Annotated in this window: 20 protein-coding genes and 1 other RNA gene; 12 read left to right on the top strand and 9 right to left on the bottom strand. The window is 51.2% G+C overall.

What is annotated here, in order from left to right; translation table 11 throughout:
• Nucleotides 1-36: 36 nt before the first annotated feature.
• From tdcA to garP, 6 genes are all read right to left on the bottom strand, one after another.
• Nucleotides 37-975 carry a transcriptional regulator TdcA gene (tdcA, locus tag OGV93_RS10455; protein ID WP_003828596.1) on the bottom strand — a complete coding sequence of 313 codons (939 nt, stop codon included), beginning with the start codon at nucleotides 973-975 and terminating at the stop codon, nucleotides 37-39.
• A 1,088-nt stretch (nucleotides 976-2,063) separates the two neighbouring features.
• Nucleotides 2,064-2,440, bottom strand: an RNA gene (gene rnpB / locus OGV93_RS10450) — RNase P RNA component class A.
• A 32-nt stretch (nucleotides 2,441-2,472) separates the two neighbouring features.
• Nucleotides 2,473-3,618, bottom strand: a complete 1,146-nt coding sequence (gene garK, locus OGV93_RS10445; RefSeq protein WP_032931837.1) for a glycerate 2-kinase — start codon at nucleotides 3,616-3,618, stop codon at nucleotides 2,473-2,475.
• A gap of 65 nt (nucleotides 3,619-3,683) precedes the next feature.
• Nucleotides 3,684-4,574, bottom strand: a complete 891-nt coding sequence (garR, locus tag OGV93_RS10440) for a 2-hydroxy-3-oxopropionate reductase (protein WP_016154635.1) — start codon at nucleotides 4,572-4,574, stop codon at nucleotides 3,684-3,686.
• A gap of 30 nt (nucleotides 4,575-4,604) precedes the next feature.
• On the bottom strand, nucleotides 4,605-5,375 hold the full coding sequence (garL, locus tag OGV93_RS10435; protein ID WP_005131731.1) for a 2-dehydro-3-deoxyglucarate aldolase: 771 nt from the start codon (nucleotides 5,373-5,375) through the stop codon (nucleotides 4,605-4,607).
• A 15-nt stretch (nucleotides 5,376-5,390) separates the two neighbouring features.
• A complete protein-coding gene (gene garP, locus OGV93_RS10430) occupies nucleotides 5,391-6,725 on the bottom strand; it encodes a galactarate/glucarate/glycerate transporter GarP (protein WP_065554768.1) in 1,335 nt (444 codons plus the stop codon).
• 403 nt (nucleotides 6,726-7,128) lie between these two features.
• Between garP and garD the strand changes: the two genes are divergently transcribed.
• The 8 genes from garD to OGV93_RS10390 all read left to right on the top strand — a co-directional run bounded on the left by garD (nucleotide 7,129) and on the right by OGV93_RS10390 (nucleotide 15,281).
• Nucleotides 7,129-8,700 (top strand): galactarate dehydratase, encoded by a 1,572-nt coding sequence (gene garD, locus OGV93_RS10425; protein ID WP_016154637.1) that lies wholly within the window; start codon nucleotides 7,129-7,131, stop codon nucleotides 8,698-8,700.
• Nucleotides 8,701-8,878: 178 nt separating this feature from the next.
• Complete coding sequence (locus OGV93_RS10420) at nucleotides 8,879-9,733, top strand: tagatose bisphosphate family class II aldolase (protein WP_047358513.1); 855 nt, start codon at nucleotides 8,879-8,881, stop codon at nucleotides 9,731-9,733.
• Nucleotides 9,734-9,865: 132 nt separating this feature from the next.
• Nucleotides 9,866-11,137: a tagatose-bisphosphate aldolase subunit GatZ gene (gatZ, locus tag OGV93_RS10415; RefSeq protein WP_016154646.1), complete on the top strand. Its 1,272-nt coding sequence runs from the start codon at nucleotides 9,866-9,868 to the stop codon at nucleotides 11,135-11,137.
• A 14-nt stretch (nucleotides 11,138-11,151) separates the two neighbouring features.
• The gene (gene gatA, locus OGV93_RS10410) at nucleotides 11,152-11,616 is read left to right on the top strand and encodes a PTS galactitol transporter subunit IIA (RefSeq protein WP_019077770.1); all 465 of its coding nucleotides are present in this window, start codon (nucleotides 11,152-11,154) and stop codon (nucleotides 11,614-11,616) included.
• A 29-nt stretch (nucleotides 11,617-11,645) separates the two neighbouring features.
• On the top strand, nucleotides 11,646-11,930 hold the full coding sequence (gene gatB / locus OGV93_RS10405) for a PTS galactitol transporter subunit IIB (protein WP_003828616.1): 285 nt from the start codon (nucleotides 11,646-11,648) through the stop codon (nucleotides 11,928-11,930).
• A gap of 4 nt (nucleotides 11,931-11,934) precedes the next feature.
• Nucleotides 11,935-13,308: a galactitol-specific PTS transporter subunit IIC gene (locus OGV93_RS10400; RefSeq protein ID WP_016154648.1), complete on the top strand. Its 1,374-nt coding sequence runs from the start codon at nucleotides 11,935-11,937 to the stop codon at nucleotides 13,306-13,308.
• Nucleotides 13,309-13,352: 44 nt separating this feature from the next.
• Complete coding sequence (gatD, locus tag OGV93_RS10395) at nucleotides 13,353-14,396, top strand: galactitol-1-phosphate 5-dehydrogenase (RefSeq protein ID WP_101700725.1); 1,044 nt, start codon at nucleotides 13,353-13,355, stop codon at nucleotides 14,394-14,396.
• Between the two features lie 111 nt (nucleotides 14,397-14,507).
• Nucleotides 14,508-15,281, top strand: a complete 774-nt coding sequence (locus OGV93_RS10390) for a DeoR/GlpR family DNA-binding transcription regulator (RefSeq protein WP_003828620.1) — start codon at nucleotides 14,508-14,510, stop codon at nucleotides 15,279-15,281.
• Here OGV93_RS10390 and OGV93_RS10385 read toward each other — a convergent pair.
• Nucleotides 15,278-16,291, bottom strand: coding sequence for a Fic family protein (locus OGV93_RS10385; RefSeq protein ID WP_109018219.1), 1,014 nt, complete (start codon nucleotides 16,289-16,291; stop codon nucleotides 15,278-15,280). The two genes, OGV93_RS10390 and OGV93_RS10385, sit on opposite strands and share 4 nt — an antisense overlap.
• 2 nt (nucleotides 16,292-16,293) lie before the next feature.
• A complete protein-coding gene (gene rsmI / locus OGV93_RS10380; RefSeq protein WP_016154652.1) occupies nucleotides 16,294-17,157 on the bottom strand; it encodes a 16S rRNA (cytidine(1402)-2'-O)-methyltransferase in 864 nt (287 codons plus the stop codon).
• Nucleotides 17,158-17,220: 63 nt separating this feature from the next.
• Here rsmI and OGV93_RS10375 point away from each other — a divergent pair, with 63 nt between their 5' ends.
• Genes OGV93_RS10375 through dolP form a run of 4 tightly spaced genes read left to right on the top strand, consistent with a single transcriptional unit; the run spans nucleotide 17,221 to nucleotide 20,835 of the window.
• Entirely contained in the window at nucleotides 17,221-19,272 is a 2,052-nt protein-coding gene (locus OGV93_RS10375; protein ID WP_046275524.1) for a penicillin-binding protein activator, read from the top strand.
• Nucleotides 19,230-19,625, top strand: a complete 396-nt coding sequence (locus tag OGV93_RS10370; RefSeq protein WP_131380170.1) for a YraN family protein — start codon at nucleotides 19,230-19,232, stop codon at nucleotides 19,623-19,625. The genes OGV93_RS10375 and OGV93_RS10370 overlap by 43 nt, the downstream gene beginning before the upstream one ends.
• A 34-nt stretch (nucleotides 19,626-19,659) precedes the next feature.
• Entirely contained in the window at nucleotides 19,660-20,250 is a 591-nt protein-coding gene (diaA, locus tag OGV93_RS10365; protein WP_003024948.1) for a DnaA initiator-associating protein DiaA, read from the top strand.
• Nucleotides 20,251-20,259: 9 nt separating this feature from the next.
• Nucleotides 20,260-20,835 carry a division/outer membrane stress-associated lipid-binding lipoprotein gene (dolP, locus tag OGV93_RS10360; protein ID WP_003024954.1) on the top strand — a complete coding sequence of 192 codons (576 nt, stop codon included), beginning with the start codon at nucleotides 20,260-20,262 and terminating at the stop codon, nucleotides 20,833-20,835.
• Nucleotides 20,836-20,885: 50 nt separating this feature from the next.
• Here the strand turns inward: dolP and OGV93_RS10355 are convergent, their stop codons facing one another.
• Nucleotides 20,886-21,521, bottom strand: coding sequence for an NAD(P)H-binding protein (locus OGV93_RS10355; RefSeq protein WP_016154656.1), 636 nt, complete (start codon nucleotides 21,519-21,521; stop codon nucleotides 20,886-20,888).
• Nucleotides 21,522-21,528: the final 7 nt, after the last annotated feature.

Here is a 21,528-nt window from a genome sequence, read left to right as displayed (position 1 = left end):
GATGGCGTTGATTTCGTGTTAAAACAAATTCAATCTTTAATCAATTTCAATTAATTGCCTTCGTCTCCGACAATTATATGATGAATACTCTTTGGCTAATTCCACCAAAATAGATGCTGCTTTTTTAATTCGATAATTTTTCGACCATACGGCGGCATAACGCGCGACGGGTAAGGTTTCTTCTACCGGGATAGTAATAAACTGGTTTGAGCCAAATGGTGTGGTCATATCGCAGGGAATTACTGTTAAGAAATCAGCATTGAGAACAAGATTATAAATCGTAACGACGGAGTCTGTTTTAACGATGTTTTCACTGCTGATGCCATTATTTTGTAACGTGGTTAGAAGTTCACTGTAGTACCCCATATTCGTTTGTGGCAACACCCACTGTTCGTTTTTCAACGCGCTCAGCGAGGTGATGCCGGTGCATGTTCGGGACTTGCTGGCAACCAGGATGAAGTCTGACTCAAAGAGCGGTTCAACATGCAGATCGTGCAGTTTCATCTCATCACTCAGCGTACCGATCGCGAAGTCCAGACGCCCGTCACGAATCGCAGGTAAGAACGAGGAGAGCTGAGCTTCATACATGGAAACCTGCGCTTTCGGGAACACTTCTTTGAATTTTTTAATCATGCCGGACATGATGGTGAAGGCAATCAGTGAAGGAAAGCCAAACGACACATCAACGACCGCATTGCTCGTCATGCTGTTCATCTCATCAACCATGTTCTTCATTTCACGGGTAATAGATTCAGACCATGAGAGCATAACCTGACCTGCCTGAGTTAATGTCACACCAGTATTTTTGCGTACGACTAACTCAATACCGAAATAAGCTTCTACATCATTAATGATTTTGCTGACAGCCGGTTGAGTTAAACCTAATTCTTTTGCAGCTGAGCCGATAGAACCGCTTCTAATGACTTCCTGAAAGACCACTAAGTGCTGTGTTTTAGGGAGTGTAATAGTATTCATATCGACCTGCGCTAATTACTTTGTTGACGGCAGGAAGTGTACCAAATTAAGCGAACGAGGATATGTGCTACCACTCACAAATCCCCTTGACTTACATTTTGTAAGACTATTATTTAAATTGAAATCACTTAATAATCATATAGATATGAAATATCGATCTCACTTTATCCTGACTTTAATCAAAAAAAGATGGGGGGATAACGATTTTTTATGGCTATAACAACACCATTTCTCCTGCTATTTCTTAAAACCACGAAAGGCTATATTTCAATCAATTACAGAGTAATTACCAGGCAAAACAGCGCTTAAATTTAATAAGCAACTTATCAAATATAATTATATTTTATCGTTTATAGTGGTCAAATAACGTTATGCATCACGTTTTTTAGCCTTATTTGTTTGTAAAGAAACATTGCATTTATTAATATTTAAACCAAAACACACAAAGAACCATCAAATGCAACATTGCATTAACAGTAGTTTTGTACGATTTATCAGCCAGTAATTTTGTGATGGCGATCGATTGCGTTCGATTATTCTCGATAAAAACGTATCGCGCAGCGTTTTGTGCTAGTCATCACAAAAAATGAAATATCCCGCGAGACATTCCCTTAGATAAAAGAAGTTTAGCGCGTAAATAAAGGTCAAATAACGATGAAATGAATGGGAAATAAAGGCCAGATTCGTGGTGAACCAACTACAACACGACAGGAAAAACGTCTGCCGGATGGCAGTGTAAACGTCTTATCCGGTCTATAAAGCAAAAAACCTCGCCGAAGCGGGGTTTTTATAAAGAGTGAAGTTGACCGATAAGCCGCGTTCTTTTGAGCATAGCGTCGTGGACAGTCTGCCTATAAAGCAAAAAACCTCGCCGAAGCGGGGTTTTTATAAAGAGGTGAAGCTGACCGATAAGCCGCGTTCTTTTGAGTATAGCGTCGTGGACAGTCTGCCTACAAAGCAAAAACCCCGCCGAAGCGGGGTTTTTATAAAGAGGTGAAGCTGACCGATAAGCCGCGTTCTTTTGAGTATAGCGTCGTGGACAGTCTGCCTACAAAGCAAAAACCCCGCCGAAGCGGGGTTTTATAAAGAGGTGAAGCTGACCGATAAGCCGGGTTCTGTCGTGGACAGTCATTCATCTAGGCCAGCAATCGCTCACTGGCTCAAGCAGCCTACCCGGGTTCAGTACGGGCCGTACCTTGTGAACCCCTATTTGGCCTTGCTCCGGGTGGAGTTTACCGTGCCACGGACTGTTACCAGCCGCGCGGTGCGCTCTTACCGCACCCTTTCACCCTTACCTGATCCCACTTGCGTGGGCCATCGGCGGTTTGCTCTCTGTTGCACTGGTCGTGGGTTTCCCCCCCAGGCGTTACCTGGCACCCTGCCCTATGGAGCCCGGACTTTCCTCCCCTCCGCCCGTCTCCCCCGAAGAGGACGACGACGAAGCGGCGACTGTCTGGTCAGCTTCGGCGCGCAGTATAGAGGGTTTGCGGGGCATTGTCACCCCGCACTGCGCATTCCTATCGCCAACGTGGCGGCGATGTTTCTTGAAGCGCGATAAATATTATCAAATGCCCCACGAAAGGCCTCTTCCAGCGTGCTGATGGTGGTTAATACGCTAAACACCGCATCGATACCATATTGATGCACCACCTCCACATCGCGCGTCAGGCTGCCGCCAATACCAATTACCGGCTTGTGGTACTTCTTCGCGACATTCGCCACACCCACCGGCACTTTGCCGTGAATGCTCTGGCTGTCAATCCGCCCTTCTCCGGTCACCACCAGCGTACAGTCATGAATATGCTCTTCCAGATTGAGCGCCTGGGTCACAATCTCAATACCACTGCGCAGCTCCGCACCTAAAAAAGCCATTAATGCGGCGCCCATTCCGCCAGCCGCACCAGAGCCAGGAACGTCTTTCACATCAACCCGCAGCGATTTTTTAATGATGTCGGCATAGTGAGACAGATTGCGGTCCAGTTCGATAATGCGTTCTTCCGTCGCCCCTTTCTGCGGGCCAAAAATGCGCGAAGCGCCAGTATCGCCGGTAAGTGGATTGGTCACATCGCAGGCCACGCGAATTGAGCAGGTTTTTAAGCGCGGATCCAGGCCCGATATATCGATGGTGTTCAGACTCTCCAGGCTTCCACCACCGTTGCCAATCTCTGTCCCGTTGGCGTCGCAGAGTTTCGCCCCCAGCGCCTGCACCATACCCGCGCCGCCGTCGTTGGTCGCACTGCCGCCAATACCAATAATGATGCTCTGCGCACCGCTATCCAGCGCCTGCAAAATCAACTCCCCGGTGCCGCGCGACGTGGTGACTAACGGGTTACGCTTTTCAGGAGGAACTAACGCCAGACCGCTGGCTGCCGCCATTTCGATAAACGCGGTTTTACCATCTCCAGACATGCCCCAGCAGGCATTCACTTTTTCGCCCAGCGGCCCTGTCACCCACGCCGAATGTTCACTCCCCTGCGTAGCGGCAATCATGGCTTCGACCGTTCCTTCACCGCCATCGGCAACCGGGACAGAAACATATTGCGCATCGGGGAAAATTTCCCGAAATCCTTTTTCTATTGCCTGAGCTACCTCGGTGGCAGAAAGGCTTTCTTTATAAGAGTCTGGGGCAATTACGATTTTCATAGTTATGTAGCCTGACAGTGCCGCGCAAGGCAAGAAATACAGGGCGCGCATCCGCGCCCTTCTTGTTAGCGAGTGACTTCCACTTTCGCCAGTTTTTCGTAGTAGCATGCGAGTGCGCTATGATCGGCGGTGCCCAGCCCATCAGCGCGTAGCGCCTGCATCATCTCCATGACTGCAGCAGTCAGCGGTAACTGAGCGCCAACGCCATGAGAGGTATCCAGCGCGTTCGCCAGATCTTTAATATGCAGGTCGATACGGAAACCCGGCTTAAAGTTTCTGTCCATAACCATTGGCGCTTTCGCATCCAGTACGGTGCTTCCCGCCAGCCCACCACGGATCGCCTGATACACCAGATCCGGGTTTACGCCCGCTTTGGTCGCCAGCGTCAGCGCTTCCGACATCGCCGCAATGTTCAGCGCCACAATCACCTGATTCGCCAGCTTGGTGACGTTACCCGCGCCGATGTCACCGGTATGTACCACGGAACCTGCCATCGCTTTCATCAGATCATAATATTTGTCAAAAATCGCTTTATCACCGCCAACCATCACCGACAGAGTACCGTCGATGGCTTTCGGTTCGCCGCCGCTTACCGGCGCGTCCAGCATATCCACGCCTTTCGCTTTCAGCGCGTCGCTGATTTCACGGCTGGCTAACGGCGCGATGGAGCTCATGTCGATCAGCACTGTCCCCGGTTTCGCCCCTTCAATAATGCCGCCCTCTCCCAGCGCCACTTCTTTCACATGCGGAGAATTCGGCAGCATGGTGATGATCACATCGCACTGCTCGGCAATATCTTTCGCCGTGGCGGCGGTTTCTGCGCCTGCGGCAATCACTTCCGCAATGGATTCCGGGTTACGGTCAGCAACCACCAGCGAGTAACCTGCCTTGAGGAGGTTTTTACTCATTGGTTTACCCATAATACCGAGGCCAATAAAACCAACTTTCATTGTCATGTCTTTATCTCTCTCTACTGTCGAGGGGGGTTATTTCTTAAAAGAATCAGCCAATTTTTGCGTGGCTGAACGGAACACGCCAAGATCGCTGCCAACGGCAACAAACGTCGCGCCCCACTCCAGATAACGACGCGCATCCGCCTCTACCGGGGCCAGAATGCCGCTTGGTTTGCCGTGTGCTTTCGCGCGGGCAAAAATGTGCTGGATAGCTTTCTGCACATCAGGGTGTGACGCATTGCCGAGGTGGCCTAACGCCGCAGCCAGATCGCTTGGGCCGACGAAGACCCCGTCGACGCCTTCTGTCGCCGCGATTGCGTCAACGTTATCGACGCCCTGCTGACTTTCGATCTGCACGATGATGGTGATGTTCTTATTCGACTGCGCAAAGTAGTCCGGTACGGTGCCAAACATATTGGCGCGATGGGATACGGACACGCCGCGAATACCTTCCGGCGGATAGCGGGTCGACGCCACGGCGTTCACCGCCTCTTCTTCCGTCTCCACGAACGGGATCAGGAAATTGTAAAATCCGATATCCAGCAGGCGTTTGATAATTACCGGCTCGTTGGTCGGTACGCGCACTACCGGCGCGCTGGCGCTGCCTTTCAGCGCCATCAATTGCGGGATAAACGTCGATATGTCGTTCGGCGCGTGTTCGCCGTCCAGCACCAGCCAGTCAAAACCCGCCAGGCCTAAAACTTCGGTACTGATTGGGCTGGCTAATGCAGACCAGCAGCCAATCTGAATCTGTTGCGCCGCGAGAGCCGCTTTAAACTTATTCGGAAAAATCGTGTTATTCATCGCTTACACCTTTGTTTATTTCTGCAATTCCATACGTTTAATGTCACCGACAATAAACAGGTAGCAAACCATTGCCATCAGCGCCGAGCACCCTACAAACATCAGCGCAGCATTAAATGAGTGCAGCTCGCTCACCAGATACCCAATCACCAGCGGGGTGACGATGGAAGCCACATTGCCAAATACGTTAAATACCCCACCGCACAGACCGACAATCTCTTTCGGCGCAGTATCGGAAATCACCGGCCATCCCAGCGCCCCGAAGCCTTTACCGAAGAACGCCAGCGCCATCAGCGCCACCACCAGGGTGGTGTTATCGGTGTAGTTACACAGAATAATGGTCGAGGCGAGCAGCATTCCGAGCACAATCGGCAGCTTACGTGCCAGAGTGATGCTGAGGCCACGTTTAATCAGATAATCAGAGAACACGCCGCCGAGTACGCCACCGGCAAATCCGCACAGCGCAGGGATCGAAGCCACCAGGCCCACTTTCAGGATCGACATGCCTTTTTCCTGTACCAGGTAAATCGGGAACCAGGTGAGGAAAAACCAGGTAATTGTGTTGATAAAATACTGTCCGAAGAACACGCCGAGCATCATACGGTTAGTGAGCAACTGCTTGATATAATGCAATTTAGGACCGCCTGACTTCACATCACCCGGCTTTTTATGGTCCATATCCACGACCGCGCCGTTTTCAGAGATAAACTTCAGCTCTTCTTGCGACATACGCGGGTGATCGGTTGGGTTATGAATAAACTTTACCCACAGCCCGGTGAGCACAAAACCAATCACGCCCATCACGGTAAAGACATGTTCCCAGCCCCAGGCGAAGGTCAGCCAGCCCAGCAGCGGCGAAAACAGCGCCAGAGAGAAATACTGTGCGGAGTTAAAAATTGCGGACGCCGTACCGCGCTCTTTCGTCGGGAACCAGGCCGCCACGATCCGGGCATTCGCCGGGAAGGACGGCGCTTCCGAGAAGCCCAGCATAAAGCGCATGATGAACATTGAAATACCCGCCCAGGCCAGCGGGAACATGTCTACAAAGCCCTGCAGGAAGGTAAACAGCGACCAGAAGAACAGGCTGTAGGTGTAGACTTTCTTAGAACCGAACTTATCCAGCAGCCAGCCGCCGGGGATTTGCATTAACAGGTAAGCCCAGCCGAAAGCGGAGAAAATGTACCCCATTGAGATGGCACTGAGCTGTAACTCTTTCGCCACTTCCGTGCCGGCAATTGACAGCGTTGCACGGTCCGCATAGTTAACGGCTGTAACGATAAATATTATCAGCAATATTAAGTAACGGGTGTGCGTGCCTTTCTTTTTCTCGACAACTGTATCCAGAATCATTCTAATTACCTCGGGTACATTAAATTTTTATTATTATTGGGTAGATATTCCTGGTGATAAATTACTGATAATAAGAATGCATAATAATTTATCAGACGCTATGAAACCGTGATTTAGTATAATCAGCAGCGCCACGTTAATCATTGTGCAAGCGCTCATTAAACATGCGTTATTAAAATAATGTTTTGGGCATATGCACACATACATGGGCGCTAATGCACACATTTACGTATTGCTACCCCTGGTGGGGCGGCCTTGCTGAGTTTAAGTGATCATCATCACATTCTTGGCGATAAACTCCTGACATTCTTATTTCACGATACCGAATCTTTATTACTTATAATTAGATTCAAAATATAAATATCCACACTATTATCACCACCTTGTTGGAGAATACTGGACAATGGCCGACATCGAAATCAGACAAGAATCGCCAACGGCGTTTTATATTAAAGTTCACGAAACAGATAATGTGGCGATAATTGTCAATGACAATGGTCTGAAAGCTGGGACGCGTTTTCCAGACGGACTGGAACTCATTGAACATATTCCCCAGGGACATAAAGTGGCGCTCTTGGATATTCCTGTTCGCGGCGAAATCGTGCGTTATGGCGAAGTGATAGGCTATGCCGTTCGCGATATCCCACGCGGCAGTTGGATTGATGAATCAATGGTTGAGCTACCCAAGGCCCCGCCGCTGGAGACGCTGCCGCTGGCAACCAAAGTGCCAGAGCCGCTGCCGCCTCTTGAGGGTTACACCTTCGAAGGTTATCGCAATGCGGACGGTAGTGTCGGCACCAAGAATCTGCTCGGTATTTCCACCAGCGTGCACTGCGTGGCGGGCGTGGTGGATTATGTGGTGAAAATCATTGAGCGCGATCTGCTGCCCAAATACCCGAACGTTGACGGCGTGGTCGGACTCAATCACCTGTACGGCTGCGGCGTGGCGATTAATGCCCCAGCCGCCATCGTGCCGATTCGTACCATTCACAATATTGCGCTAAACCCGAACTTTGGCGGTGAAGTGATGGTCATTGGACTCGGCTGCGAAAAACTGCAGCCAGAGCGCCTGCTGGAAGGCACGCACGACGTGAAAAGTATTCCGGTCGACAGCGCCAGCATCGTCAGCCTGCAGGATGAAAAACACGTTGGCTTTCAATCGATGGTTGCCGATATTTTGCAGGTGGCCGAACGCCATCTGGCAAAACTCAATCAACGCCAGCGTGAAACCTGCCCGGCGTCAGAACTGGTGGTCGGCATGCAGTGCGGCGGCAGCGATGCGTTTTCAGGCGTGACGGCCAACCCGGCGGTCGGTTATGCCTCCGACCTGTTAGTACGCTGCGGCGCCACCGTAATGTTCTCTGAGGTTACCGAAGTGCGCGATGCCATCCATCTTCTGACCCCACGTGCGATTAACGAAGAAGTAGGTAAACGCCTGCTTGAAGAGATGGCCTGGTACGATAACTACCTTGATATGGGCAAAACGGATCGCAGCGCCAACCCTTCTCCTGGCAACAAGAAAGGCGGTCTGGCAAACGTGGTGGAAAAAGCGCTGGGTTCTATTGCCAAGTCTGGCAAGAGCGCGATTGTCGAAGTCTTGTCGCCGGGCCAACGCCCAACCAAACGCGGCCTGATTTACGCGGCTACACCCGCCAGTGATTTTGTCTGCGGTACGCAGCAGGTCGCTTCCGGGATCACCGTGCAGGTGTTCACCACCGGTCGCGGTACGCCGTACGGCCTGATGGCCGTGCCGGTGATAAAAATGGCGACCCGTACCGAGCTGGCCAACCGTTGGTTTGACCTGATGGACATCAACGCAGGCACCATCGCCACCGGGGAAGAAACCATTGAAGACGTGGGTCTGAAACTGTTCGAGTTTATTCTCGACGTCGCCAGTGGGCGTAAGAAAACCTTCTCGGATCAATGGGGACTGCATAACCAGCTGGCGGTGTTTAACCCGGCGCCAGTGACCTGATTATCCACATTTTTTCTTCATGAGCATGCCTTCGGGCATGCTTTTTTTTTTGCCATATACTTTCGCAACCCTCCCTTTTCTTTCGAAACTTTCATTTATCAGATCGAAATCACAAAAAAACGTTACGAAACCCTATACTTTATTTCGAAGAAAGCAATCGAAAGACTTCGGAGGAAGTATGTTTATCATCTCAAGCAAAATGATGCTGAAGAAGGCACAGCGAGAAGGCTATGCCGTACCGGCGTTTAACATTCACAACCTGGAGACCTTACAGGTTGTCGTGGAAACAGCAGCCGAACTACGCTCTCCGTTGATCGTCGCCGGCACGCCTGGCACTTTTAGCTATGCCGGTGTCGGTAATATCGTTGCAATCGCCAGTGAACTGGCAAGATGCTGGAACCATCCTCTCGCCATCCATCTCGATCACCATGAAAGCGCCACCGATATTGAAGAGAAAGTCGCTACAGGTATTCGCTCCGTCATGATCGATGGTTCCCATCTGCCGTTTGTCGACAACATTGCGTTAGTTAAACACGTAACGGATTACTGCCACCGCTATGACGTTAGCGTTGAAGCTGAGCTCGGACGGTTGGGTGGACAAGAAGATGACCTAATCGTGGACGGAAAAGATGCGCTTTATACCCACCCAGAACAGGCTCGGGAGTTCGTGGAAAAAACCGGTATCGACTCACTGGCGGTCGCGATTGGCACAGCTCATGGACTGTATAGCACTGAACCTAAACTGGATTTTGAACGGCTAACAGAAATTCGTCAGTCCGTTGATATTCCACTGGTTCTACATGGCGCATCCGGCCTGCCAGCACATGATATTAAGCGTGCCATCTCTTTAGGGATCTGCAAAGTCAACGTCGCTACCGAACTCAAAATCGCCTTTTCTGGCGCACTCAAAACCTATCTGAGTACAAATACCAATGCGAATGACCCACGGCATTACATGATGCCAGCAAAAGCCGCCATGAAAGAAGTGGTACGTAAAGTCATTGCCGACTGCGGTTGCGAAGGAAAACTATAAGTAACTGATTAATATGAATTGTATGAATTCTGGCAAAGGTCTGTTTTAAAGCTGGATCACGAAAGCTGCTTTTACCCTTTGCCTTCAATCCAAAAATATTATGAAGATAAACAAAAGATATCGGAGATAGAAGTGAAAGAAATAATCTCTCGTCATAAAGCAGGTGAACATTTAGGTATTTGTTCTGTTTGTTCAGCACATCCGTTGGTCATTGAATCCGCATTACGCTTTGATCTCAATACGGACAGTAAAGTTCTGATCGAAGCAACGTCTAATCAGGTTAATCAGTTTGGTGGCTATACCGGGATGAAACCCGCCGATTTCCGTGATTTTGTCTATGGCATCGCACAAGAAATTGGCTTCCCTCGAGAAAGACTGATCCTGGGGGGCGATCACCTCGGCCCTAACTGCTGGCAAAATGAAGTAGCGGCAGAAGCGATGGAGAAATCCGTAGCCTTGATTAAAGCTTACGTCGCCGCAGGATTCAGCAAAATCCATCTTGATGCTTCAATGTCCTGCGCTGACGATCCGACACCGCTAGACCCGATGGTTGTTGCTCAGCGAGCAGCCATACTTTGCCAGGCAGCAGAATCAACAGCAACCGAAGAACAGAAACGCCAACTGACTTACGTGATTGGCACTGAAGTTCCCGTACCTGGTGGAGAAGCCACCACCATCGGTAGCGTTCATGTCACACGTGAAGAAGATGCCGCCCGGACACTGGAAACCCATCAGGTTGCCTTCAGTGCATTAGGGCTTGAAGAAGCGTTAACGCGCGTAATCGCCATTGTGGTCCAGCCCGGCGTCGAATTCGATCACACTCAAATTATTCACTATCAGCCACAAGCTGCAAAAGCGCTTTCCGCCTGGATCAAAGAGACCCCAATGGTCTACGAAGCGCATTCCACAGATTATCAAACCCGCCAGGCATACCGTGCGCTGGTACGCGATCACTATGCGATTTTGAAAGTGGGTCCAGCACTCACCTTCGCTCTGCGTGAAGCTATTTTTGCCCTTGCGCAAATGGAAAATGAACTGGTATCTCCGGAGCAAAGAAGCCGGGTATTGGAAGTGATTGACGAAGTTATGTTGAATGAACCGGACTACTGGAAAAAATACTATCGCCCAACCTGGAGTCAGGCGATGGTTGATATTCACTTCAGTCTCTCCGACCGTATTCGTTACTACTGGCCGCATCCCCGCATTCGTCAAAGCGTAGAGAAATTAATAACCAATCTTAATGACGTCGCTTTACCACTGGGGCTAATTAGCCAGTTTATGCCCGTGCAATTTGAGCGTCTGTCTGAAGGAACGTTAACCGCGACGCCACACAATCTGATTATCGACAAAATTCAGGACGTTCTGCGCGCCTATCGCTTTGGTTGCGCACCAGCACTTGCCTGAAATCAGGAGAATATATGAGCCAACTTTTTGTCCGAACAGGAATTAACTTTAGCTCGTGTCAGCATGCGCTGACACATATTGGGGAGGAGATGCTGGCCAAAGGGGTCGTGCACGAAAGTTACCCGCAGGCCCTGATTGAGCGTGAAGCAACCTTTCCAACTGGAATAGCGCTGGAACGTCATGCCGTTGCGATTCCACATTGTGAAGCTGTCCATGCTAAATCTCCTGCTATCTATCTGATTCGCCCGGATACACCGGTCAACTTTCAACAAGCGGATGATGATGAAGAGATCGCCGTCTCTTTAATTATCGCCTTAATCGTTGAGAACCCGACGGCACAACTGAAGCTCCTGCGTCGTCTGTTTAGTGAGCTACAAAACCCGAACACCATTGAAGCATTACTGAATGCGCCCGATGCAGAACTGGCAATGCTCTTTCGGGAAAAAATCCTTGAGTCTGAGCTCTGTGCCCAGATTTGATAAAAAACTGATAATAAAAGGAATACCCTATGAAACGTAAAGTAATTGTGGCCTGTGGCGGTGCTGTAGCAACTTCAACAATGGCTGCGGAAGAAATTAAAGAACTCTGTGAAGCCAACAATATACAACTCGACCTGGTTCAGTGTCGTGTAACAGAAATCGAAACCTATATGGACGGCGCAGACCTCATTTGTACCACGGCTCGCGTTGACCGTACATTTGGCGATATCCCGGTGGTTCACGGCATGCCTTTTGTCTCAGGCGTGGGTATCGAAGCATTGCAGCAAAAAATCCTGACCATCCTCGTGGGGTAACGCCATGTTTAGCGAAATAATGCGTTATATCCTCGATTTAGGTCCAACGGTTATGCTGCCGTTAGTGATCATCATCTTCTCAAAATTGCTGGGAATGAAGCTCGGGGATTGTTTCAAATCTGGTCTGCATATCGGGATTGGGTTTGTCGGCATCGGCCTGGTAATCGGCCTGATGCTGGACTCTATTGGACCTGCCGCAAAAGCAATGGCAGAACAGTTTCAAATTAACCTGCACGTCATCGATGTCGGCTGGCCTGGTTCATCACCGATGACCTGGGCTTCGCAAATTGCGTTAATTGCGATTCCTGTCGCCATTGGGGTGAATATCCTGATGCTGGTTACCCGCATGACCCGTGTGGTGAATGTCGACATCTGGAATATCTGGCATATGACGTTTACCGGCGCCATGTTGCATCTGGCGACCGGTTCATACTGGTTGGGCATCCTCGGTGTGGTTGTTCATGCCGCCTTCGTCTACAAACTGGGCGACTGGTTTGCCAAAGACACGCGCGACTTTTTTGGCCTGGAAGGCATCGCCATTCCACATGGTTCCTCGGCATATCTGGGCCCGATAGCGGTCCTGGTTGATACGATCATTGAAAAAATCCCAGGTCTGAACCGGATTCATTTCAGTGCGGATGATGTACAAAAACGCTTCGGCCCCTTCGGAGAACCCGTCACCGTCGGTTTTGTGATGGGGTTAGTGATCGGCATGCTGGCAGGGTATGACGTTAAAGCTGTGCTCCAACTGGCGGTTAAAACAGCTGCCGTTATGTTGCTCATGCCGCGCGTCATTAAACCGATTATGGATGGACTCACTCCCATTGCAAAGCATGCTCGCAAGCGCCTGCAGGCAAAATTTGGTGGCCAGGAGTTCTTGATTGGCCTGGATCCTGCGCTACTGCTCGGCCATACGTCAGTGGTTTCCGCCAGTCTTATCTTTATCCCGCTGACCATTCTGATTGCCGTTCTGGTACCAGGAAACCAGGTTCTGCCATTCGGCGATCTCGCGACCATTGGTTTCTTTGTCGCCATGGCGGTAGCCGTTCATCAGGGAAACCTTTTCCGCACGCTGATCTCCGGCGTCATCATCATGGGTATCACCCTGTGGATAGCCACGCAAACCATTGGTTTACATACCCAGCTAGCCGCCAATGCGGGCGCATTGAAAGCCGGTGGCATGGTGGCTTCAATGGACCAGGGCGGTTCCCCAATCACCTGGCTGCTAATCCAGCTCTTCACCTGGCAGAACGTGGTGGGTTTCATCATTATCGGTGCTATTTACCTGTTGGGTGTACTGCTGACCTGGCGTCGGGCGCGTAATTTCGTGGCGGCTGAAAAAGCGGCAGCCATAACAGAAAGCCAGACCGCATCTTAATTTCTGGGGAGCATTTGCTCCCCTTCACTTTTCTGGAGACACTTATGAAATCAGTGGTTATTCACGCTGAGGGCGACGTACGCGTTGAAGAACGTCCCATACCACAACTGCAAACTGATGAAGATGTACTGGTCAAGGTGGTCAGTTCAGGGCTTTGCGGCTCAGATATTCCCCGAGTCTTCAATCATGGCGCTCACTATTATCCAATCACACTTGGGCATGAGTTCAGTGGCTATGTTGAGTCTTACGGCGCGGGCGTAACCGATCTACAACCCGGAGATGCCGTTGCCTGCGTACCGTTGCTCCCCTGCTTCCACTGTCCTCAGTGCGAGCGTGGATATTTCTCATTGTGTAAGCAATATCAGTTTGTCGGATCGCGCAGCGAAGGCGGCAATGCAGAATATGTGGTGGTAAAACGCGCCAACCTGTTCCGCCTGCCTTCAGAAATGCCGATTGATGATGGCGCATTCATTGAGCCCATTACCGTTGGCCTGCATGCTTTTCACCTCGCTCAGGGATGCGAAGGCAAAAACGTGATCATCGCTGGTGCAGGTACTATCGGTTTACTGGCAATGCAATGTGCTCGCGAACTCGGCGCAAAAAGCATCACGGCGATTGATATCAACCCGCAGAAGCTGGCGTTAGCAAAAGAACTGGGGGCAACCTATGTGTTTAACAGTCGGGAGATGAGTGCGATCGAGATCTACTCCAGTCTGGAGAACATTCAATTTGACCAACTCATCCTGGAGACTGCGGGAACCCCACAAACTGTTACTCTGTCGATCGAAATTGCCGGACCTCGCGCTCAACTGGCATTAGTCGGTACGCTGCATCACGATCTGGCGCTAGCTTCAGGTGTTTTTGGGCAAATATTGCGTAAAGAGTTAACCATCCTTGGCAGTTGGATGAACTATTCCAGCCCATGGCCTGGAGAAGAGTGGGAAACCGCTGCCCGTTTACTCACGGAGAAACGCTTACAGCTTGAGCCGTTAATTGCCCACAGTGGTGATGCCGACAGCTTTGCCAGCGCAGTCAAGTCACTCAATGGCGCGCCGATGCAGGGGAAAATTCTGCTCAAACTCTCCTGACCCAACGAGCCAGCAACCTGCGCTGGCTCACATTTACTTTCGAAATTTAGCGTTCACCTTTCGCAATCCTTCGATTAAACTAGTGGCAGTCAAATTATCAGGCAAATCAATATGAACTCATTTGAGAGAAGGAATAAAATTGTCGACCTGATTAATACGCAGGGTAGCGTACTGGTAATGGATCTTTCGAATACCTTTGGTATTTCTGAAGTAACCATTCGCGCCGACCTGCGGTTATTAGAAGAGAAGGGTCTGGTCACCCGTTTTCATGGCGGTGCGGCAAAACCAGGAAGCCATCTGGCTGAAGGTGACAATCAGGAAGTATTATTAGAAGATCGGTATCAGCTTGCCAGCGATCCCAAAAAGCGGATCGCTCAGGCTGCAACGGCAATGGTCGAGGAAGGAATGACCGTGATTCTGGATAGCGGAAGCACGACCTTACTGATCGCTGAGGCGCTAAACCGAAAAAGTAATATCACAGTTATTACCAATAGCCTGCCCGCTGCGTTTACGTTATCGGAAAACAAAGACATTACGCTGGTCGTCTGCGGCGGCACGGTGCGTCACAAAACTCATTCAATGCATGGCACTATCGCTGAACGTTCCCTTCAAGGGATAAGCGCAGACCTGATGTTCGTTGGCGCCGACGGGATTGATGCCACTAATGGTATAACGACATTCAACGAAGGCTATTCGATTAGTAGCGTGATGGCTGCTGCGGCACATAAGGTTATTGCCGTACTGGATGCAACAAAATTTAACCGACGAGGTTTTAATCAGGTACTTCCAATGGAGAAGATTAACTGCGTAATAACCGACGACAGTATCAGCAAACAGGATAAATCAGCGCTGGCCAAAACAGGGGTTGAACTGCTGGTCGTTTAAATTACCCTCCATAGCCCCCCTTTCGTCGCGCCAACGCGTTGCAGTTTGCCTTTTAGCTGCAACGCTTTCAGATAGCGTTCTACAGTTCGGGCTGAGATTTCACACTCATCAGCGATACTTTTGGCGGATCTGCCTGGCTGATTCGACAAGATTTGTAGTATGCGTTTTTCAATATCCAGTAAATCAGGCGACATTTCTTCCGACATTTCTTCCGACATTTCTTCCGACATTTCTTCCGACAGGGCTGATGATTTCCCCAATCCCTCTTGCAAAGCAAAGATGATGTTTTCAAGGATAAATTCTATAAATGGCGTGCAGCTACTTTGCCGATCGCACTGCCCTAACACCTGGTAGTAGCGATCCTGTTGGTAGTGGATCAGTGTCTCTACTGGTAACCACGCCAATTCCGATCGCCACTCACGGAGGATTAATGTCTGCCACAACCGGCCCATCCGTCCATTGCCGTCGGCAAAAGGATGAATGAATTCAAATTCATAATGGAAAATAGCACCAGCAATCAGTGGGTGGAGCTCTGTCGTTTTTAACCAGCCCAGTAGGTCATTCATCAATCGAAGAACTTGTGACGCCGGTGGGGCCATATGGATAAGCTGTTTCTCCCTGTAAACACCGACATTGCCGGATCGCAATTGACCCGGGTTATCGACAAGCCCCATCATCAGGATTTGATGTGCCTGTAAAAGATCGGAGAGTCTTTCACTTTTCCACTCTGACATTTTTTCATAGGCCAGAATCGCATTTCTGACTTCCTGTATATCTTTAGCCGGAGCCAGAATACGTTTCCCCTCCATCAGAGCGGTGACTTGTTCCGTAGTCAACGAATTATGCTCAATCGCTAAAGAAGCCTGAATAGTACGAATACGATTCTCTTTGCGCAAAAGAGGAGATGCCCTACCAGCCATCGCCGCCCAATTTCCCATCAACTCCCCAATTTCAATGACTTGATTGAGGATCAATGGAGTGATGACGAAAGGTGGTTGGTAGGTGCTCACTGTTACTCCCCCTGCTGTTCCAGCGCGTACTTATACAGCGCATTCTTCTTCACGCCGTGGATCTCAGCGGCCAGTGCGGCGGCCTTTTTCAGCGGCAGCTCTGCCTGCAATAAGGCCAACGTACGCAGCGCATCAGCCGGAAGGTCGTCTTCTTGCGCTTTGTGTCCTTCGACAATCAGCACCATTTCGCCTTTACGACGGTTTTCATCTTCCTTGACCCACGCCAGCAGTTCGCCGACCGGCGCACCGTGAATGGTTTCCCAGGTTTTGGTCAACTCACGCGCCAACACCACGTAGCGGGATTCGCCCCAGACGGCAACCATGTCTTCCAGGCTATCCAGCAAACGGTGGGTGGATTCATAAAAAATAAGCGTACGCGGTTCAGCCTCAATGGCTTTCATCGCATCACGACGCCCTTTCGATTTGGCAGGCAGAAAACCTTCATAGCAAAAGCGGTCTGAAGGCAGACCTGCAGCGCTCAGGGCAGCAATCGCCGCGCAAGGGCCTGGCAGGGGAACAACGCGGATCCCTGCTTCGCGACAGGTCCGTACCAGATGGTAACCAGGATCGTTAATCAGCGGCGTTCCGGCATCGGAAACCAGCGCAATGTTTTGCCCTTCTTTAAGCTTCGCCACCAGCGTTTCGGCCTTTTGTTGCTCGTTGTGATCATGTAAAGCGAACAAACGCGCGTTAATCGCGAAGTGTTGTAACAAGAGTCCTGTATGACGAGTGTCTTCAGCGGCAATCAAATCAACGGCTTGTAAAACTTCGAGCGCTCGTTGGGTAATATCAGCCAAATTTCCTATAGGAGTAGGTACAATAAAGAGTTGGCCTTGAGAATTATCCGCCGATTCGTGTTGTTTCATTGTGTCGTCCGTATTGCCGATTTAATATTGAGCATTGAGTAAAAAAATATCACTGGATACAGTATGGTACCCTCAACATTTTCTCGTTTGAAAGCCGCACGCGCGCTACCAGTCATTCTGGCTGCACTGATTTTCGCAGGCTGTGGCACCCAGGCGCCAGACCAAAGTGCAGCCCATATGCAGGGCACTGCGCAGGCTGATTCCGGCTTTTATCTGCAACAAATGCAGCAAAGCTCAGATGATAGCAAGACCAACTGGCAATTACTCGCCATTCGTGCACTGCTGAAAGAAGGCAAGAGCCAGCAGGCTTTCGAGCTGTTCAACCAGCTACCACAGAAGCTAAGCGATACCCAGCGTCGTGAGCAGTCACTGCTGGCTGTCGAAATTAAGCTCGCGCAGAAAGATGTCGCTGGCGCACAGGCCCTGCTGGATAAGCTAACCCCCGCCGATTTTGATCAAAACCAGCAGGCGAGATACTGGCAGGCGCAAATCGACGTCAACCAGGGTCGTCCATCGCTGACGCTACTGCGCGCCCTGATCGCCCAGGAACCGCTGCTGGCCGCGAACGCTAAGCAGAAAAACATGGATGCCACCTGGCAGGCGCTGTCATCCATGACCCAGGAGCAAGCGCAGACGCTGGTCATCAATGCGGATGAAAACGTGCTGCAAGGCTGGTTAGATCTCCAGCGCGTCTGGTTCGATAACCGTAACGATCCAGACATGATGAAAGCCGGTATTGCTGACTGGCAGAAACGTTATCCACAAAACCCGGGGGCAAAACTGTTGCCAACGCAGTTGGTTAACGTGCAGAGCTTTAAACCCGCTTCCACCAGCAAAATTGCTCTGCTGCTGCCGCTGAACGGTCAGGCCGCTGTATTTGGCCGTACTATTCAGCAAGGCTTTGAAGCTGCGAAAAATATGGGTACTCAACCCGTAGCGGACCCTGCTGTTGCCGCGCCTGCTGCGGATACAGCGGCTGCGACGACCACGGAACAGCCGCAAACGACTGACGGTGTTGCCAGCCCGGCTCAGGCGTCAGTAAGCGATCTGACCAACGAGACGCCAGCACAGCCAGAAGCTACAGCCCCACAGCCAACAGCGCCTGCGCAGCCAACAACCGCCAGCGCACCAGCGAATCCGTCCGCGGAGCTGAAAATCTACGACACGTCATCACAGCCGCTGAATCAGATCCTGACTCAGGTTCAGCAGGATGGCGCCAGCATCGTGGTTGGCCCACTGTTGAAGAACAATGTTGAAGAGCTGATGAAAAGCAACACGCCATTAAACGTCCTGGCGCTTAATCAGCCGGAGTCGGTGAAAAACCTGCCGAACGTCTGCTACTTCGCTCTGTCGCCAGAAGATGAAGCGCGCGACGCAGCACGCCACATTCGCGATCAAGGAAAACAGACGCCGCTGTTGTTGATCCCGCGGAGTTCGTTAGGCGATCGCGTTGCCAACGCCTTTGCACAGGAGTGGCAAAAACTGGGTGGCGGCGTGGTGCTGCAGCAGAAATTCGGCTCCACCGCTGAGCTGAAAATGGGCGTCAACGGCGGCTCGGGGATCTCCCTGACGGGCAGCCCGGTGGCCTCTTCTGTACCCGCGCAGCCTGGCGTGACGATTGGCGGTCTGACCATCCCGGCAGCACCTACCGATGCGCAAATCACCGGCGGCAGCGGTCGTGTTGATGCCGTATATATTCTGGCAACGCCGGAAGAAATTGCATTTATAAAGCCGATGATCGCCATGCGCAACGGTAGCCAGAGCGGTGCCACGCTGTACGCCAGCTCCCGTAGCGCGCAGGGAACTGCCGGCCCAGATTTCCGTCTGGAGATGGAAGGCTTGCAGTACAGCGAAATTCCGATGCTGGCAGGCGCTAACGCCCCTCTCATGCAGCAGGCGCTGGGCGCGGTTCGTAACGACTACTCGCTGGCACGTATGTACGCGATGGGCGTCGATGCCTGGTCGCTTGCCAACCACTTCTCGCAAATGCGTCAGGTGCAGGGTTTCGAAATTAACGGCAACACCGGAGCCTTAACCGCAACGCAGGATTGTGTGATTAACAGGAAGTTATCATGGCTCAAATACCAGCAAGGGCAAGTCGTCCCCGCCAGTTAACGAGTAAACAGACCGGTGACGCGTGGGAATCCACCGCGCGTGACTGGCTGCAGAGCAAGGGACTGCATTTTATCGCCGCCAACGTGCGTGAGCGTAGCGGCGAAATCGACCTGATAATGCGTGAAGGCAACACCACCGTATTTGTTGAGGTTCGCTATCGGCGCTCAGCCCAGTTTGGCGGTGCAGCGGCGAGTGTGACCCGGAGCAAACAACACAAATTATTACAGACTGCCCGCTTGTGGCTTGCGCGCCACAATGGAAGTTTTGATACTGTGGATTGCCGGTTCGATGTGTTAGCCTTCACCGGAAATGATGTTGAGTGGTTTAAGGACGCGTTCAACGACCGCTCATAGTTGAAGATTCAGAGCCTGGTTCTTAAGGATTAGCGTGTTAGATAGAATTAAAGTCTGCTTTACAGAAAGCATTCAAACTCAGATAGCTGCGGCTGAAGCACTTCCGGATGCGATCTCCCGTGCAGCCATGACGCTGGTTCAGTCCCTGCTCAATGGCAACAAAATTCTCTGTTGTGGTAATGGGACGTCCGCTGCCAACGCACAGCATTTTGCTGCCAGCATGATCAATCGTTTTGAAACAGAGCGCCCAAGTTTACCTGCGATTGCACTAAATACTGATAATGTGGTCTTAACTGCGATTGCCAACGATCGCCTGCACGACGAAGTTTATGCAAAACAAGTCCGTGCGCTGGGACATGCAGGTGATGTTCTGCTGGCAATCTCTACGCGTGGTAATAGCCGCGATATCGTAAAAGCCGTTGAAGCCGCCGTGACACGCGACATGACAATTGTCGCACTGACCGGGTATGACGGAGGGGAGCTGGCCGGGTTACTGGGGCCGCAGGATGTTGAAATCCGTATCCCTTCACACCACAGCGCCCGCGTTCAGGAAATGCATATGCTGACGGTCAACTGCCTTTGCGATCTCATCGATAACACGCTTTTCCCTCACCAGGATGATTAAGGAGTACACATGAAGGCATTTTCGCCGCTTGCTGTGATTATCGCTGCCCTGCTACTGCAAGGCTGTGTCGCTGCCGCCGTTGTCGGAACTGCTGCTGTCGGCACCAAAGCCGCGACGGATCCTCGCAGTGTAGGCACCCAGGTAGATGACGGAACCCTGGAATTACGCGTCAATACCGCGTTGTCGAAAGATGCCCAGATCAAGAAAGAGGCGCGTATCAACGTGAGCGCGTATCAGGGTAAAGTACTGCTGGTCGGTCAGTCGCCAAATAGCGAACTGTCTGCGCGAGCAAAACAGATTGCGATGGGCGTAGAAGGTACCACTGAGGTCTTTAACGAGATCCGTCAGGGTCAGCCAATCGGCCTGGGCGATGCGTCTAACGATACCTGGATAACCACTAAAGTACGTTCCCAGTTGCTGACCAGCGATCAGGTGAAATCCTCTAACGTGAAAGTCACCACCGAAAACGGGGAAGTGTTCCTGTTGGGTCTGGTAACTGAACGTGAAGCGAAGGCTGCGGCAGACATCGCCAGCCGGGTAAGCGGCGTGAAACGCGTCACTACGGCTTTTACGTTTATTAAGTAAGACAAGCTACAAATGCCGGATGGCGACGCCAGAGCGTCCTCTCCGGCATTTTATTTGGCTCTTTCGCGCAGTTCGGAAGAGGTCAGGATCGAAACGCCTTCATGTCCAGGCGCCAGTGCCTCCGCCAGCATAGCCCGGGCTACATCACGCGCCTCAATCGACTTCCAGTTCCCCGGCAGCAGCCGAAATAACGGCGCTAAAAACCTCTCATTCGCCCGCTGTTTATCCCGTTCTCCGAGTAACATTGAAGGCCGAACAATCGTCAGCCGCGGCCAATTTTGCGCGATCAGCGCCTGCTCCATTTCCCCTTTCACCCGGTTATAAAAAAACGGTGAATTGGCATTGGCACCCATCGAACTGACCACCAGCATATGCTGAGCGCCCAACCGACGCCCCGTCAGGGCCGTGTCCACCACCAGCGTATAGTCAGCATGGATAAACGCTTCTTTACTACCCGCTTCTCGCCGAGTGGTTCCCAGACAACAAAAGACAATATCTACCGGATCGGTGACCTGCGCCAGCGCATCGGTTAACTGCGGATCATAGGGATTATAGACGCCAGCCGTATCAGCCAGCGGTCGACGCGTCGGTGCCGTGATGGCATTGACCCGGGGTTCATTGAGCAGCATACGCAGCAAATTTCCGCCTACCAGCCCCGTTGCGCCTGTTATTAATACCTGACTCATCGCTAAT

The sequence above is a fragment of the Citrobacter sp. Cb031 genome, from assembly GCF_030336725.1.
In the GTDB taxonomy this organism is placed as follows: Bacteria; Pseudomonadota; Gammaproteobacteria; order Enterobacterales; family Enterobacteriaceae; genus Citrobacter; species Citrobacter braakii.
Note: the sequence above shows the minus strand (reverse complement) of the source record. Positions and strands in the feature narration are given on the sequence as shown.